We start from the raw sequence: 15,870 nt of genomic DNA on the forward strand, positions 1-15,870 counted from the left end.
CGGGCGAAACGCCGTTAGTCATGCTGATGGACTCGGTGACCGATGTCCGGAACTTCGGTGCGATCGCCCGGAGCGCGGAGTGTGCGGGGGCGGCGGCTTTGATCATGCCGGCCAAGAACTCCGCCCCGGTCAATGCCGAAGCGATCAAGAGTTCGGCGGGGGCGCTGACCCTGATTCCGGTCTGTCGGGCGGGATCGCTCAAGGGAGCCATCGCGCTGCTCAAGGGGATCGGCATGCAGTGCGTGGCGGCTACGGAAAAGAGCAATACGCTGGTCTACGAAGTCGACTTCACGAAACCGACCGTCATCGTCATGGGGGCGGAAGACAAAGGCATCTCGCGCGAGGTGCTGCGGTTGTGCGACGTCGAGGCGGGCATTCCGCTCGTGGGGCGGATCGAATCGCTGAACGTGAGCGCGGCGGCGGCCGTTATCCTCTTCGAAGCGCAGCGGCAACGGTTCGAACGGCAATAATGCCGTCCGGAGTCCGGAAGGCCGCTTCCGGGAAAAAGGGGCCCGCAGCATCGCGAAGCCGAAATAAAATTCTATATTTGCACATTGCATCGACCGACGCCGGTCGTCGTCGCCGAAAGTTTTTCCACCCGGTCTCCTCTTGGTGACCGCGATGCGGAAAATATGCTTTCACCCGCTTTATGACACAGAAAGAGAACCACATACCCATCTCCGCAACGCCGACGCCAAGACACGTCGCCATCATCATGGACGGCAACGGACGCTGGGCGAAGGGACAGGGTGAAGAGCGGCTCTACGGACATCGGCACGGGGTGGACGCGGTGCGCGAAGTGGTGCGGACGGCAGCGGAAGCAGGGGTCGAATACCTCACGATCTATGCCTTCTCGACCGAAAACTGGGGACGGCCGGAGGAGGAGGTGGACGGCATCATGTCGCTCATTGCCGGAGCGATTCTCTCCGAGCTCGACACGCTGACCGGAGCGGGGATTCGGATGAACTTCATCGGCGACCTCGCGTCGCTGCCGCAGACCTTGCAGGAAAGCATCCACAAGGCCCGGACGGCGGAGATTCCGGAGGGCAAATTACGGATGACACTCAACGTAGCGCTCAACTACAGCGCCCGGTGGGAGCTGACCGAGGCGACCCGGCAAATCGGGGAATGCGTCCAGCGGGGAGACTTGAATCCGGAGGAGATTACGCCGGAATTGATCTCGGCGCACCTGACCACCCGGGGGATGCCGGATCCGGAACTTCTGATCCGCACCAGCGGAGAACAACGCCTCAGCAACTTCCTGCTGTGGCAACTTTCCTACACCGAACTCTATTTCACCGACACCCTTTGGCCGGAATTCGACGGAGCGCAATTCACCCGGGCTTTGGAGGCGTACCGGCAACGAGAACGACGATTCGGACGGCTCTGAAGCCAACGGTGACAGACCGACCGCTATAGATATACCACGTCAAAAGAGACAAGACCGAACACTGAGACGCATGAGGATGGTAAGACGACTGATTTTCGCAACGATACTGATCGTGACAACGGGAGCCGTATCTATTGCCCGCGGGCAGCAGATCGCCGCTCCCGACTCCATATTCCGGGTCATGAGTTCCATGATGCCGATCTACGACTCCCTGCTCGGCCAGTCGGTCGACCGGGAGCTCGACGCCTTGCCGCGGGTCGATTTCAAAGCCCAGCCGAAACCGTATGTCGTCGGTAAAATCCGCGTGCACGGGGCTCTGGCTGTCGATCCCCAGATGATCGTCGACAACCTCGGGATTGCGGTCGGCGACACCATCACGATTCCGGGAGAGGCCATTACGATCGCCACGCGGGGATTGCTCGACCGGCGGTTCTTCGCCAATATGAAAGTCGGAACTACAATTCGCGACCGGGATACGGTCGATCTCGACCTCTACGTACGTGAAAAGTTGCAGGTGCGCGGCTGGGACTTCGTCGGCGTCAAAGGGAGCGAACGGAAAGACCTTGAAGAGAAGCTCCGGCTGAGGCAGAATGCCGAACTGTCGGACTACCTGCTGACCACCTGCATGAACCTCATCCGGAAATACTACGACGAAAAGGCCTTCCGGAACGCCAAAATCGACTACACGGTGACGCCGGATTCGCTGGTCAAGACGGCGGTGATCGTCCACTTCAACATCGACCGCGGCGACAAGGTGCGGATCGGCGAGATTCAGTTCGCCGGAAACGACCACCTCTCGGCCAAAAAGCTGGCCCGCTCGATGAAGAAGACCCACAAGGTGAGTATCAACATCTTCCGCAGCTCCAAATTCAACGAAAAAGATTTCGAAGAGGATTTGGAAAAGGTGCGGAACTATGCCAAATCGCAGGGGTATCGCGATGCCGAGATCGTTGCCGACTCGCTCTATCCCATTCCCGGCAAACCGAAGCGGATGGGGATCTACATCAAACTCAAGGAGGGGAACAAATACCACTACCGGAACATCAGCTGGTTAGGCAACACCCTCTATCCAACGGAGACCTTGGCGCGGACGATCGGCCTGAAATCAGGAGACGTGTACGACAGCGAGACGATGAACACCCGGCTCAACGGCTCCATGCCGACCGACATGTCGATCGCGAATACCTATAAGGATCAGGGATATCTGGCCTTTATGGCGGATCCGGTGGAGACGGTCGTGCCGGGAGACTCGGTGGACGTCGAGATCCGGATTATCGAGGGGAGCCAGTTCCGGATCAAGAACGTTACCTTCGACGGGAATACACGGACAAACGACCATGTGATCCGGCGCGAACTCTCGACCATGCCGGGCGAACTCTACAGCCAGGCTTTGCTGATGCAGACCTACCAGCGGCTGGCGACCATGGGGCAGTTCGACGCCGCCACGCTGATGCCGAACGTCAATCCGAACGTACAGCAGGAGCTGGTGGACATCAACTACTCGCTGACCGAGGTGCCCAACGACAAACTCGAACTCTCCGGGGGTTGGGGCGCCGGGATGTTTATTGCCTCCGTAGCGGTCAATTTCACAAATATCTCGTTGCGCAGCTTCTTCAACAAAAAGGCCTGGCGACCGTATCCGGCGGGAGACAACCAGACCATCGGACTCCAGGTGCAGACCAACGGGAGCTACTATCGGGCACTGTCGGTGAACTTCATTGAACCGTGGCTCGGAGGGCGGAAACCGACCTCGCTCTCGGTATCGTTCTACACCTCGCGCGAGACCAACGCCTATCATCTGGGACAGAAAGCGACGGCCCACTTCGGAACCATCGGCGGAACGGTCGGAATCGGGAAACGGCTCAACTGGCCGGACCAATACTTCGTCTTGTCGGCGGGGCTGACGATGCAGACCTACAACCTCTATAACTGGGACTACTTCATCGTCAAGGACGGGAGCTGCAACACGCTGGCGCTCAATTTGGGATTGTCGCGCAACTCGGTGGACGACATTCAGCAATACCCGACCCGGGGATCGAAATTCGACATTTCGGCGGCACTGACTCCGCCGTGGTCGGCATTCGACGGGAAGGACTACAGCAAGCCCATGACCGACCGCGAACGCTACAAATGGATCGAATACCACAAGTGGCAGCTGAATGCCCAATGGTTCGTGCCGCTTTCGAGCAACAACAAACTGGTGCTGATGGCGCGGGCGCAGTTCGGATACCTGGGACATTACGACAAGAACAAGCCCTCGCCGTTCGAAGGATTCCAGATGGGGGGCGACGGGTTGTCGGGCTACAGTATGTACGGGGTGGAGACCATCGGGTTGCGCGGGTACAAGAACAATGCCCTGACTCCGATGGCGGATTACGGGATTTACGCCCGGATATTCAGCAAATACACCGTCGAAGTGCGTTATCCGCTGGTGCGGACGGCGGGAACTTTGGTCTATGCACTGGCTTTCGGCGAAGCGGGGAACGCTTTCACCGAACTCAAAGAGTTCAAACCGTTCAGCCTGAAACGGTCGGCGGGGATCGGGCTGCGGGTCTTCCTGCCTTACCTCGGGATGCTCGGGATCGACTGGGGGTACGGCTTCGACCAGACCTCCGACTCGAACGGAAAGGCTGCGGGGAGCAAATTCAGCTTCTCGCTCGGCCAGACTTTCTAATCTCGAAAAAAAGCACGATGTTTGCATAGAGAAACCAATCGGAAAACAAAATAACACATATCACACCATGAAAATTGCAAAGAAATCCCTCTTCGTCGCGGCTGCGGCGGCACTCTTGTTTATCGGCACCGGGATGGCGAATGCACAGCAGAAGTTCGGCTACATCAACTCGCAGGAACTGATCGCAGCGATGCCGGAAAGCGACTCGGTGCGGGTACAGCTGGCACAGCTCAGCAACGACCTCGAAAGCCAGTTCACCTCGATGCGCGAAGAGATGAACCGGAAAAGCACGGAGTTTACCAACGGACTCAGCACCATGTCCGAAACCATCCGGAAACAGAAAGAAAAAGAACTGATCGACCTCCAGACCCGTTTGGAAGAGTTCCAGCAGTCCGCTCAGCAGGAACTCAATGAGAAACAGATGGAACTGTTCCGCCCGGTGATGGAAAAAGCACAGGCTGCGGTGGTGAAAGTGGGTAAAGAACAGGGACTCACGGCGGTATTCGACTTGGTTGCGGGGGCGTTGGCCTACTACAACGAGTCGGAGATGATCAACGTGCTGCCGTTGGTGAAAAAATCGCTCGGGATTACGAAATAATCGGATTCCCGATTCGACACCTGACGGACGCCGCCGAAAATTTTCGGCGGCGTCCTCCTTTTTCTTATCTTTGTTACCCGTAAAACCCGACGCACGCATGCACTCCGACCCTCGCTCCCCCATCGGCATCATCGACTCCGGCATGGGCGGCATCAGCATCCGGACAGCGATTGTCCGGGCGATGCCTCATGAGGGGACACTCTATTGGGCCGACACCGCCCACTGTCCGTACGGCGGCAAAGCGCGAGAAGAGATCGTCCGGCTGGTACGGGCCGGCGTCGAGAGGCTGCTGGCAGAGGGAGTCAAACTGATCGTCGTGGCCTGCAACACCGCGACCACCGCCGCGATCGCCACCCTCAGACAAGCCTGGCCGGAGATGCCTTTCGTCGGCTTGGAGCCCGCCGTGAAACCGGCAGCGGAGACAACGCAGAGCGGGGTGATCGGTGTGCTCGGGACGGAGTTCACCGTCCACAGCGAGATGTTCCGGACTACGGCCCGGCGATATGCCTCGGGCGTGCGGGTAATCCCGGTAGCGGGGAACGGACTGGTCGAAGCGGTTGAACAGGGACTCGAAGAGGCGCCGGAGACGGAGCGATTGTTGCGCGGCTACATCGAACCGCTGTTAGCGGCGGGAGCGGATCGGCTGGTGCTCGCCTGCACCCACTTTCCGCTGCTCGCGGCCCAGATCGAACGCATCATCGACGGACGCGGCATGCGCCTGATCGATCCGGCAGAGGCCATTGCGCGGCACACGAAAGAGATTTTAGCCACATCCGGCCTGCTTTACGAACCGGACGGAGCCACGACAGAGGCTCCGACACACCATTTTATCAGCACCGGCGGAGCCGAAGCGGCCGAACGACTGCAGCTCCGCGCCGAACAATACGCCGCCCGACTGCGGAAGCGATAACACCCTATGGCCACCGGCAAACGACAAACCGACGAACTCGTCCGACGCGCACAGCGCGATCGGGAACTCCGCCGCAAACCGGCGGAGCGCTCCGGTGCATCCTCTTCGGATCGGCTCCGGACGGAGCGGGTGCAACGGGTCACCAGCCGGCGGACGGCGTCGACGAAGGCTTCTGATAACAGCCGGGCCCGGCGGGACTACTCACCTGCCGCCACCCGCAAGGCCTCTTCGTCACGATCGGGCGCGGCGACCCCGACGAATCGAGCCAAAACGAAGCCGACCACCCGACCCTCCTCCTCCAACAACAAAACGGCGAAACCGACCAAACGTCCCGCGTCGCGGATCGATCCGGAGAGTCAGGATAACCACACCGACCGGTATATCTGGCTCAGCCTGATCCTGCTCTTCCTGTCGGGCTATCTGGCCGTTTCGACCTTCTCTTACCTCATCTACTGGGACGTAGACCAGAACATCGCGACGTGGAGCAACCTCTTCGTCGATGTGCGGCAGGACGCCCTGAACTGGGGAGGACGCATCGGAGCTATTCTCGCACAAAGCATCATCGGCCGCTGGTTCGGCATCTTCGGTGAACTCGTGCCGGTCATCCTCTTCTGCATCGCGCTCAAATTGCTGCGGGTAAGGGCTTTGCGGATCCGGCGCGTTATCCGGTCGCTCATCCTGCTGATGATCGTCGGGTCGATCGGCGCAGGACACTTCTTCGGCCCCGACCCGCAAATTATCGGCTCCGGATGGGGCGGAGCTCACGGCATCTTTATCGCCCAATGGCTCAACGCCATGATCGGATACGAAGGGACGTCGCTGCTGATTATCGCAGCGTTCGTAGGGATTCTCTACTACGCCAATCATTTAGCCATCCGGCAAGCCGTTTCGAAATACCGGGCATACGCCCGGCGCAAGCGTGAAGAGCGACACGTGCGGCAAGAGCTGGAACGTTTGCAGGCCCGGAAAAAGATGATGCGCCTCAAGGCAGAGGCGGAAGTCCGGCGGCAGGCATTGGCCGAACAACAACCGGCCCCGGGAATGGATGCGGAACCGGCGACACCGCCGACCGATGGGGAGGCGAAACCGGCTCCTGCTGTCGCTGAGACCGTAGCCGAAGCTGCGCCGCAGAACGAACCGGAAACGGTGCCTCTTCCTCCGCCCGTTTACGAACAGCCGCCTTTGGCAATGGAGATGATGGGAACGGAGATCGAGCCGGATGCGCCGATGTATCCGGAGTACCCGATACAGAACGGGGGGTATTCGCCTTTCGTCGATCCGAACTGGACAGCACAGGAGAGTGCGTTCACCTACGAGACCGCTTATCGGCCCGAGGCGGCTGAACGGGCACGTCTGGTACAGAACTACGACGGTTCGTGGGGCTACCTGATGGGCTACGACGAGTGGAGCCAGCCCATCATCTACTCGTTCGACTGGCAGAGCTACTATTACGATCCGTATCGTTACTCGGCCTCGATCGCACCGCCTGTTCCGACAGGGATCGTGCCGGAAAGAACGGAAGCGGTGGAAGAAGAGGTACCGTTCACTGTCGCGACCCGACCGATAGAAGAACCGGCTATGCCGCCTTCCATGTCGGCACCGACACCGGTAACGGAAACGGAAAAACCGGCGACTACGGCACGAAAAATACCTTTGCAGCCGACGGTCGAGGAGTCGGTTGTCGCTCCGCAGCGACCGGTCTTCACACCCGAACCGACGACCGAAAGACGGCCGGAACTGCATGCGACGGAGGAGGAAGAGGAGACGGGGAGTTTCATCGTCGAACAACCGGAAGAGGAGCAGGTGGAGGACGAAGTGATCAACAACAGCGACCTGTACGATCCGACTTTGGAACTGTCGCACTACCGGAAACCGCCGATCGAGCTGCTGGACGACCATACGAAACGGGTGGTCGTCACCGACCAGGAGCTGGTCGAGAACAAGAACCGGATCGTCACGACGCTCGAAAACTTCGGCATCCGGATCGACACGATCGAAGCAACGATCGGGCCGACGGTGACGCTGTACGAGATCGTTCCGGCGCCGGGAGTGCGGATCAGCAAGATCAAAAACCTCGAAGACGACATCGCGCTGAGCCTTTCGGCACTGGGGATACGGATCATCGCGCCGATTCCGGGCAAGGGGACGGTGGGGATCGAGGTGCCGAACAAAAACAAGGAGGTCGTCTCGATGTACTCGGTCATCAAATCGCCGCGATTCCACGACTCGCGGGCCGACCTGCCGGTGGCGCTCGGAAAGACGATCCAGAACGAAACTTTCGTCTTCGACCTCGCCAAGATGCCCCACCTGTTGGTGGCCGGGGCGACGGGACAGGGGAAATCGGTCGGGCTGAACGCCATCATCACCTCGCTCCTGTATAAGAAACATCCGGCCGAACTGAAATTCGTGCTGGTGGACCCGAAAAAGGTCGAACTAACGCTGTACTCCAAGCTCGAAAAGCACTTCCTCGCCAAGATGCCGACCGAGGACGAGGCGATTATCACCGACACGCAGAAGGTGATCTACACCCTCAACTCGCTGTGTATCGAGATGGACGCCCGGTACGACCTGCTGAAGGCGGCCAAGGTGCGGAACATCAAGGAGTACAACGAAAAGTTCATCAACCGGCGGCTCAATCCGGAAAAGGGGCATCGGTTCCTGCCCTACTTTGTGGTGATCGTGGACGAGTTCGCCGACCTGATTATGACCGCCGGGCGAGAGATCGAGACTCCGATTGCCCGAATCGCCCAGCTGGCACGGGCGGTGGGGATTCACCTGATTATCGCGACCCAGCGACCGACGACGAATATCATTACGGGGGTGATCAAGGCCAACTTCCCGGCACGGATCGCGTTCCGGGTGACCAGTATGATCGACTCGCGGACGATTCTCGACCAGCCGGGAGCCAACCAACTGGTAGGACGCGGGGATATGCTCATCTCCACGGGGAGCGAAGTTACACGCGTGCAGTGCGCCTTTATCGATACGCCTGAGGTCGAGCGGATTACGGATCACATCGAGCACCAACAGGGCTATCCGTCGGCTTACGAACTGCCGGAATACACGCCGGAGGGCGACGACTCGTCGTCTGCTGCGGCGAGCGGCGATGTGCTGGCCAAACGGGACTCGCTGTTCGAGGAGGTGGCACGCTACGTGGTGGCCAATCAGCAGGGTTCGGCTTCGACCATTCAGCGCAAATTCTCGATCGGGTTCAACCGGGCAGGACGGCTGATCGACCAGTTGGAGGCTGCCGGCATCGTGGGGCACAGCGAGGGAGGCGGGAAACCGCGACAGGTATTGGTCACCGATCCGATGTCGCTGGAGATGATCCTCGACAACCTATAACCCATTGCGATTCAAGCTGTTTATGAAACGTTTTCTCCTCCTTTCGATCCTTTTCCTGAGTTTCGCCACCGTCCGGGCCGACCAGCATTCGGAAACGCTACTGAACGCTGTGCGCACGAAAATTCAGTCCTACAAGAGCTATCGGGTGGGCTTCACCGCCACGATTGAAGGCGAGGGGACGACGGCAGGAACCTTGACGGTGAGCGGTAGGCGATTCGCCGCCTCGGTTTTCGGACAGGAGCTCTATTATGACGGGACGACGCTGTGGAACTACCTGCCGAAGGCACAGGAGGTGACTGTCGAGCAGCTCGATCCGACCGATCCGAACATCCTTTCCAATCCGGCGAAGTTAATGAACGTCGATCCGAAAGATTTCGAACACAGCTCTTTACCGGCCATCACGACGACGCAGGGAAAGAAATTGCAGGTGGTGAATTTGAAACCGAAACAGACGACGGCGGATTACACGGCTCTGACGCTTTACATCGATCCGACGACCTCGCTGCCGGTACGCATCTCGATCGCGGCGACGGGAAACGATCGCCCGATCGAACTGCAAATCAAGGAGTGGAAAGTCAACATTCCAGTGACGGACAAGACGTTCCGTTTCGATCGGGCTTCGCACCCGGACACCGAAATCATCGATTTTCGGTAAGTTTATCGGATCATGGGTATCCGATTCAATCGCCGGGCAACACCGCCCCGGGCTACCGCAACTCCGGATTGGGCATAACGGGCGGTAACGGCGAATACGGTTACGGTTGGTCTGCGTCTACCCAAGAGAACAATGGAATGTTTCTGAATTTCGGCCCGACAAATTTCGATTCTTCCCACACCAACCATCGTGCTTACGGTCTTCAGTTGCGTTGCCTCTCGGAATAAACGGCGCCGGCACAAAAAAAGGCCGCCTTTCGCCCCTGTCCGGTCGAAACCGACAGCCGGGACGAAAGACAGCCCGTAACGTACGGAGGCCCACCCTACAACGTATCCTCGTACCGTTTTTCGATCACCTTCCAATCCACCAGATTCCAGAAAGCCGCCAAATAGTCCGGCCGACGATTCTGGTAGTCCAGATAATAGGCGTGTTCCCAGACATCCGCCGTGAGCAGCGGAATCGCCCCGTCACGCAACGGATTCTTCGCATTCGGCCCCTGAGTGATCGCCAGCCGTCCGTCCGCATCGACCGACAACCAGGCCCAACCCGATCCGAACAACGTCGCTCCCGCCTTGGCGAACCCTTCGCGGAAAGCCTCGAAAGAGCCGAAATCGCGGTCGATCGCCGCCCGCAGCAGACCGCTCGGTTCATGCTGCCCGTTCGGCGCCAGCTGGAAGAAAAAGAAGATATGATTCCACGCCTGTGCCGCATTGTTGTAGATCGCCCCGTCCGCCTTGCGGACAATCTCCTCCAACGTGTCGTTTTCGAGCGGCGTCCCCTCGATCAACCCATTGAGGTTGTTGATATACGCCGCCTCGTGTTTCCCCCAGTGGAATTCGAGCGTGCGCGCGCTCATGGTCGGTTCGAGCGCATTGAGCGCATACGGTAAAGCAGGAAGTTCGAATTTCATAACGAATAGAATGTTTATAGTGTGAAACGATGATTGATGTTTATTTCCCTCCTAAAGCAAACTTCGTTCCAAACCCATTCACTATATTTGTCGAATGAAGTTCGATAACCCCATTCTCAGAGGCATTCGGGCCTCCATCCTCTCTTGTGCGGTGCTTTCGGGAGTCGTTTCGTGCGGCGGGCCTTCGGGCGAAAGAGGCGGAGCGGGCGACACCACCGCCTGGGCGCCGATTTATCGAAGCCGGTATGCCGAGCGGTTCGAACTGCTGGGCGACACGCTGAACAACGGCCGTTCCACACTGCTGCGAGTGCGCAATCCGTGGCAGGGGGCGGAAAATACGGTGTACGATTACAGGCTGGTTCCTGACACGGCAGCCACGGTGCGGGAAGGAGAGATCCGATATCCGATCCGGTCGGCCGTCTGCATGTCCTCGACCCACGTCGCGTTTCTGGACGCGCTCGGCGAGGTCTCGGTAGTCAGGGGTGCGTCGGGAATCGACTTCATCGCCAACCCGGCGGTACATACCGGAGCCGTGAAAGAGGTGGGCTACGACACGAACCTCGACTTCGAAACCATCGTCGCGCTACGGCCCGACGTCGTCTTCATCTACGGCGTGGGGGGCGAGCACACGGCGGTGACGAAGTTGCGGCAGCTGGGGCTGCCGGTGGTCTATATCGCCGACTATCTGGAGAACGATCCGCTGGGACGGGCGGAATGGATCGTGCCGTTCGGTTTGCTGACCGGGAAACTGAACGAAGCGATCTTGTATTTCAACCGAATCGAGGCGCGTTACCGGGAACTGGCCACCCGGATTCCGGCGTCGGACAGTTCGGCCGTGGGGCGCCCCAAAGTGATGCTGAATGCGCCGTATCGCGACGTCTGGTACCTGCCGGGAGATCGGAGCTATATGGCCCGATTGGTGCGCGAGGCGGGAGGCGACTACCTCGGCCGGGGGACGGACAACGACGCCAGCCGGCCGGTGAGCGCCGAACACGCCTGGGTGCTGATGCAGGAGGCGGACTACTGGCTGGCGCCGGGAATGGCGCAAAACCTGGCGCAGCTGAAAGCGGACAATCCTCGTTTCGCCGGGCTGCCGGTGGTGCGCGAGGGGCGAGTCTTCAACAACAATGCGCGGATCACGCCGAAGGGAGGGAGCGACTTCTGGGAATCCGGCGTCGTGCGACCGGATCGCGTGCTGGCCGACCTGATCCGTATTCTCCACCCGGAACTCCTGCCGGAACACGAACTCTACTACTTCCACCGCTTGAAATAACCCCGCCCGTCTACCGGGAAAAGAATCGACCATGACCGCTACCGACGACACCCGACTGCTCGACCGCCTCCGCTCCGCCGATCCGACGGAACGCGAAGCCGCGTTCGTCGAACTGGTCGATCGGTACAGCCAGCGGATCTACTGGACGGTGCGGAAACTGGTCGTGAGCCACCACGACACCGACGACGTCGTCCAGAACGTCTTCCTGAAGGTTTGGAACGCCGTGGGCGACTTTCGGGGCGAGTCGGGACTCTTCACGTGGCTCTATCGCATTGCGATCAACGAGTCGCTGAGCCTGCTGCGCAGCCGGCGGTCAGGGCTTTTCGCCTCCTTAGACGACGGAGGCACGGGGTTCGACCGCATCGCGGGGAGCGAAGGGCTGATCGACGGCGAGGGCATCGAACGGGCACTGGCGCGGGCGGTCAGCCGGCTGCCGGCCAAACAACGGGCCGTCTTCACGCTGCGGTACTGGGACGAAATGCCCTACGAAGAGATGTCTGCGGTACTGGAGACATCGGTGGGAGCCTTGAAAGCTTCGTACCACCACGCGGCGGCAAAGGTCGAACGGTGGGTGCGGGAAGAGTGGTCAGGGGCGGACTTCACCCCGACTCTCGATGAGACCTCCGACTCGGGGGAATAATCGGCTCCGGGCCATAAAATAATTTCCGCCCGGGATTAAACTCCGCTCCGGACCGAGCGTCAAAGGGACAAAGCAACGCAGAAATCGCACACATGAACACGCCTCGGAACACATCGTCGCACACGCCTCGGCAAGGGCATCCGTATCGGGTGCCGGAGGGCTATTTTGCGGAGTTGCGGAACACGCTGCGCGAACGGGTCGCGGAAGACTCGGCTGCGGAGAGGGTTTCGGCTGTGGTGGGAAGTTGGTGGGGGCGGCTCGGACGGATAGCGGGTTTGGCGGGGGCGTTCGGCTGTCTGGTGCTTTTCGCGACCGTCGGATTCTATTTCACGGGATATCGGGCACAGCAGCGTGAGTTGTTGGCACAGGAGGGGCAGACGAGCGAGACGCTGTTGGGATACCGGCTCTACTCCGAAGACATCGAAGAGTTGCAGGACTACTTGTCGGATGAGGACGATGGGACGCAGCAGACGTTGCTGGCGGAGGCGGTGACCGACTATCTGGATATCTACGGATACGGCGGGGTCGATCTCGCGGATCTGCTGGAGAACGACAACGAATAATTTGGATCTATTTTTCTGAAAATGAACCGCATATTTACATCTAACGATTCCTTTTGGAGCGTACTCTTTCGTTACGCGGGGGGATTTCTGGGGGGGCTGATTATCTTATGTGTTTCGGGAACCGGGGCGCAGGCACGGGAAACGATGCCGCAGCAGGAACGGCCGCCTCAGGCCGATGAAATCAGAGAGCTGAAAATCGGCTTTTTCAGCGATGCGCTGCAACTCACTCCGGAGCAATCGCAACGTTTCTGGCCGGTTTACAACGAATATTGGAGCGCCCGGCGGGAGTTGGGCCGGAAACGGCATGCGGCACATCGGGCGATCCGGGAGGGGCGCGATGCGGAGCGGCAGTTCGAAATCGTACTGGGGGTTATGGATGCCGAGCGGAAATTGATGGCGGATTACATGGCGAAATTCCGTCAGATTTTGCCGGCGGACAAGGCGGCGCGGGTTTTCGTGACCGATGAGGATTTCAAAAATTTCCTGATCCGGAAGGTGACGCGGAAAGCGCCGCCGGAGACGCGGAAATAGGAGTCGATCCCGCCCCGGGCTACCGCTATCCTAACGAAGGAACGTTAGGAGCCATCGGCAAAAACGGGTACAGTTGGATCTCTATAGCCAGCGGCATCTACGGCATGTTCTTGAACTTCGGTGTACCGGGAGTCGATCCCAGCGACGTGACCAGCCGCAGCTACGGTTTTCAGTTGCGTTGCCTCTCGGAATAAACGGACGCACAGCGTCTTCTACTGGCAGCCCCTACCCTATCTCAAGCGGCCGACCCGACAAACACTCCTCGCCGCCTGCATATCCGGACGACGTCGTCCGACCCTCTCCCAGTTCAACAGCCACGATCCGATTCACCGCCTCCGATCGATACGGCATCGCGACCCGGATATAATTGTCCGTAAATCCGACCATCTGTCCCTCCCGCACCGTCGACTCGAAAAGCACCGGACGAACCGAACCGACGAAACGGTCGTAAAACGCTCCGTGCAACCGGGCCGACAACTCGCCCAACCGTTCCACCCGCCGAGCGGCCTCTTGCAGCGAAACGCGATCCGGCAGCTCCGCCGCCGGCGTCCCCGGCCGCACCGAATACGGGAAAATATGGAGAAACGCCGGTCGTATCCGCTCAGCGAGAAAACGATACGCCGCCTCGAAATCCGCCTCCGTCTCGCCCGGAAAACCCACAATCACATCCACCCCGACAAACGCATCCGGCATCGCCTCGCGCACCCGGTCGATCCGTTCCGCAAACCGCGCCGTATCGTACCGCCGACGCATCATCCGCAACACCCGATCCGTCCCCGCCTGCAACGGGATATGGAAATGGGGCATAAACTTCGCGGACTGAGCGCAAAATGCGATCACTTCATCCGTCAGGAGGTTCGGCTCGATGGAGGATATCCGGTAGCGTTCGATCCCTTCGACCTCCTCCAGCGCACGGATCAAATCCAGAAAACGTTCGCCGGTCGTCCGGCCGAAATCCCCGATATTCACCCCCGTCAGCACCACCTCTTTCACTCCGCGTGCCGCGATTTCGCACGCCTCGGCCACCAGCTCCGACACCGAGATATTGCGACTGGCACCCCGGGCATCCGGAATCGTGCAATACGCACACCGGTAATCGCATCCGTCCTGCACTTTCAGAAACGCCCGGGTACGGTCCCCGACGGAAAAAGCCGCAAAAAACGATCGAATCTCCTCGGCGGCGCAGGCGTGTACTTCGACCGTCCGCTCGCCTCGCCCCAATAGTCCGGCCACCTGGTCGTAAAGCATTCCTTTCTCGTGATTTCCCGTCACGATATCCACCCCTTGGATCCGGGCCAGCTCCTGAGGCCGCAGCTGGGCATAACATCCGGTTACGGCAACGATGGCTCCGGGGTGTTCCCGCGCCGCTTTCCGAACGATATTCCGGCATTTCTTCTCGGCATGTTCCGTGACCGCACAGGTATTGATCACGCAGATATCGGCTCGTTCTCCCTTTCCGGCCCGCACGAAACCGCCCTCTTCGAACTGTCGGGCAATGGTTGCCGTTTCGGAAAAGTTGAGTTTGCAACCGAGGGTATAGAAAACCACTTTTCGAAGTGTATTCATATCTTTTTCAAGGGATTGACCGAAAAAATCGGTTATAGAGACGTTTCCCGCCCCGGGCTTCCGCAGCGCCGGTTCGGCGAACCGGCAAACGTCGGTTACGAGGGTGCTGTCTGGTCGGTTTCGACCAATGGGACGAACGGCATTTATTTGCGTTTCGTCATGGAGGCTGTCCAGCCCAGTCACTGGTACTACCGCACTTACGGTCGTCAGTTGCGTTGCCTCTCGGAATAAACGCCGCGGGCCCGCGGTGGGCAATGGGCTGGAGCTACCCCTATTCTAACTTGATAGCGGGTCGGACGCCCGGGAAGAACGGCAACTCTCGACGCGGAGCGGCGTGTTGCAGGCCTCCCGAGGGGAAGCGGCCGGCCCGCGCGGTTCTTCAAACCGCAACTACAACGCCCCATTCTGTACTGTTCGTCCTCGGCGCGCCCCCCTCGCGCCGCTAAAGCGTCGCCCTCGCCGAGGACGGCGATTCCTCTCGGAACCGCGCTACTCGCTCTCGACCTATAGCAGTTCCCCACCAGCGGAGAGCAGCAACGAGCTCCGACAAGTTGCAGCCCACCGCGTGGGGTGGCGGCGAACTGCGCGGCTCAAAGAGCCGCAGAAGCTCGGCCCATTTGGTTTCGGACTTTCGTCCAATTCTGTTGGGTGCGGGCTGCGGCGTCCGGCCCGGGCATCGAAGATGCCCCGCCGCAAGCCCGGCGGCTCTTAGAGCCGCAAGAGCTCAGCCAATGATTCAGCCCCAATCTAAGCCCCATGCTCGGCTTGGCGCGGCGGGAAAACCGTTTTCGGTTTTCCCGCCTGAAGAACAGGCG

General features: G+C 59.6%; 14 protein-coding genes. 12 read left to right on the top strand and 2 right to left on the bottom strand.

Annotation, left to right across the window (positions count from 1 at the left end):
- The 7 genes from QZ302_RS02440 to QZ302_RS02470 form a co-directional block, all read left to right on the top strand.
- On the top strand, nucleotides 1-470 hold a 470-nt coding region (locus QZ302_RS02440; protein WP_294592085.1), incomplete at its 5' end, for an RNA methyltransferase.
- Nucleotides 471-649: 179 nt separating this feature from the next.
- On the top strand, nucleotides 650-1,390 hold the full coding sequence (gene uppS / locus QZ302_RS02445) for a polyprenyl diphosphate synthase (protein ID WP_294592087.1): 741 nt from the start codon (nucleotides 650-652) through the stop codon (nucleotides 1,388-1,390).
- 76 nt (nucleotides 1,391-1,466) lie between these two features.
- A complete protein-coding gene (locus tag QZ302_RS02450) occupies nucleotides 1,467-4,064 on the top strand; it encodes a POTRA domain-containing protein (RefSeq protein WP_294592090.1) in 2,598 nt (865 codons plus the stop codon).
- Nucleotides 4,065-4,131: 67 nt separating this feature from the next.
- Nucleotides 4,132-4,662 carry an OmpH family outer membrane protein gene (locus QZ302_RS02455; protein WP_294592092.1) on the top strand — a complete coding sequence of 177 codons (531 nt, stop codon included), beginning with the start codon at nucleotides 4,132-4,134 and terminating at the stop codon, nucleotides 4,660-4,662.
- Nucleotides 4,663-4,759: 97 nt separating this feature from the next.
- Nucleotides 4,760-5,572, top strand: a complete 813-nt coding sequence (murI, locus tag QZ302_RS02460) for a glutamate racemase (protein ID WP_294592095.1) — start codon at nucleotides 4,760-4,762, stop codon at nucleotides 5,570-5,572.
- A 6-nt stretch (nucleotides 5,573-5,578) separates the two neighbouring features.
- Nucleotides 5,579-8,917: a DNA translocase FtsK 4TM domain-containing protein gene (locus tag QZ302_RS02465; protein WP_294592097.1), complete on the top strand. Its 3,339-nt coding sequence runs from the start codon at nucleotides 5,579-5,581 to the stop codon at nucleotides 8,915-8,917.
- A gap of 22 nt (nucleotides 8,918-8,939) precedes the next feature.
- A complete protein-coding gene (locus tag QZ302_RS02470; RefSeq protein WP_294592101.1) occupies nucleotides 8,940-9,572 on the top strand; it encodes an outer membrane lipoprotein carrier protein LolA in 633 nt (210 codons plus the stop codon).
- Nucleotides 9,573-9,894: 322 nt separating this feature from the next.
- On the opposite strand, the gene QZ302_RS02475 is transcribed toward QZ302_RS02470, so the two are convergent.
- Nucleotides 9,895-10,482, bottom strand: a complete 588-nt coding sequence (locus QZ302_RS02475; protein ID WP_294592103.1) for a superoxide dismutase — start codon at nucleotides 10,480-10,482, stop codon at nucleotides 9,895-9,897.
- Nucleotides 10,483-10,576: 94 nt separating this feature from the next.
- Here QZ302_RS02475 and QZ302_RS02480 point away from each other — a divergent pair, with 94 nt between their 5' ends.
- From QZ302_RS02480 to QZ302_RS02495, 4 genes are all read left to right on the top strand, one after another.
- Nucleotides 10,577-11,755 (top strand): ABC transporter substrate-binding protein, encoded by a 1,179-nt coding sequence (locus tag QZ302_RS02480; protein ID WP_294592105.1) that lies wholly within the window; start codon nucleotides 10,577-10,579, stop codon nucleotides 11,753-11,755.
- Between the two features lie 31 nt (nucleotides 11,756-11,786).
- Nucleotides 11,787-12,395, top strand: coding sequence for a sigma-70 family RNA polymerase sigma factor (locus QZ302_RS02485; RefSeq protein ID WP_294592107.1), 609 nt, complete (start codon nucleotides 11,787-11,789; stop codon nucleotides 12,393-12,395).
- 92 nt (nucleotides 12,396-12,487) lie between these two features.
- Nucleotides 12,488-12,958, top strand: a complete 471-nt coding sequence (locus QZ302_RS02490) for a hypothetical protein (RefSeq protein ID WP_294592110.1) — start codon at nucleotides 12,488-12,490, stop codon at nucleotides 12,956-12,958.
- A 144-nt stretch (nucleotides 12,959-13,102) separates the two neighbouring features.
- Entirely contained in the window at nucleotides 13,103-13,489 is a 387-nt protein-coding gene (locus QZ302_RS02495; protein ID WP_294592112.1) for a Spy/CpxP family protein refolding chaperone, read from the top strand.
- Between the two features lie 225 nt (nucleotides 13,490-13,714).
- On the opposite strand, the gene mtaB is transcribed toward QZ302_RS02495, so the two are convergent.
- On the bottom strand, nucleotides 13,715-15,055 hold the full coding sequence (mtaB, locus tag QZ302_RS02500) for a tRNA (N(6)-L-threonylcarbamoyladenosine(37)-C(2))-methylthiotransferase MtaB (protein WP_294592114.1): 1,341 nt from the start codon (nucleotides 15,053-15,055) through the stop codon (nucleotides 13,715-13,717).
- 15 nt (nucleotides 15,056-15,070) lie between these two features.
- Here mtaB and QZ302_RS02505 point away from each other — a divergent pair, with 15 nt between their 5' ends.
- The gene (locus tag QZ302_RS02505) at nucleotides 15,071-15,286 is read left to right on the top strand and encodes a hypothetical protein (protein ID WP_294592116.1); all 216 of its coding nucleotides are present in this window, start codon (nucleotides 15,071-15,073) and stop codon (nucleotides 15,284-15,286) included.
- The last annotated feature ends 584 nt before the right edge of the window (nucleotides 15,287-15,870 follow it).

Source organism: uncultured Rikenella sp., from assembly GCF_910579375.1.
Lineage (GTDB): Bacteria > Bacteroidota > Bacteroidia > Bacteroidales > Rikenellaceae > Rikenella.

Excerpts from the sequence above, each read along its gene's own strand:
- QZ302_RS02475 (WP_294592103.1), bottom strand. The coding sequence starts at position 10,482 with ATGAAATTCGAACTTCCTGCTTTACCGTATGCGCTCAATGCGCTCGAA.
- QZ302_RS02455 (WP_294592092.1), top strand. The coding sequence starts at position 4,132 with ATGAAAATTGCAAAGAAATCCCTCTTCGTCGCGGCTGCGGCGGCACTC.
- QZ302_RS02470 (WP_294592101.1), top strand. The coding sequence starts at position 8,940 with ATGAAACGTTTTCTCCTCCTTTCGATCCTTTTCCTGAGTTTCGCCACC.
- QZ302_RS02495 (WP_294592112.1), top strand. The coding sequence starts at position 13,103 with ATGCCGCAGCAGGAACGGCCGCCTCAGGCCGATGAAATCAGAGAGCTG.
- QZ302_RS02480 (WP_294592105.1), top strand. The coding sequence starts at position 10,577 with ATGAAGTTCGATAACCCCATTCTCAGAGGCATTCGGGCCTCCATCCTC.
- QZ302_RS02485 (WP_294592107.1), top strand. The coding sequence starts at position 11,787 with ATGACCGCTACCGACGACACCCGACTGCTCGACCGCCTCCGCTCCGCC.
- mtaB (WP_294592114.1), bottom strand. The coding sequence starts at position 15,055 with ATGAATACACTTCGAAAAGTGGTTTTCTATACCCTCGGTTGCAAACTC.
- uppS (WP_294592087.1), top strand. The coding sequence starts at position 650 with ATGACACAGAAAGAGAACCACATACCCATCTCCGCAACGCCGACGCCA.
- QZ302_RS02465 (WP_294592097.1), top strand. The coding sequence starts at position 5,579 with ATGGCCACCGGCAAACGACAAACCGACGAACTCGTCCGACGCGCACAG.
- QZ302_RS02490 (WP_294592110.1), top strand. The coding sequence starts at position 12,488 with ATGAACACGCCTCGGAACACATCGTCGCACACGCCTCGGCAAGGGCAT.
- QZ302_RS02450 (WP_294592090.1), top strand. The coding sequence starts at position 1,467 with ATGGTAAGACGACTGATTTTCGCAACGATACTGATCGTGACAACGGGA.
- murI (WP_294592095.1), top strand. The coding sequence starts at position 4,760 with ATGCACTCCGACCCTCGCTCCCCCATCGGCATCATCGACTCCGGCATG.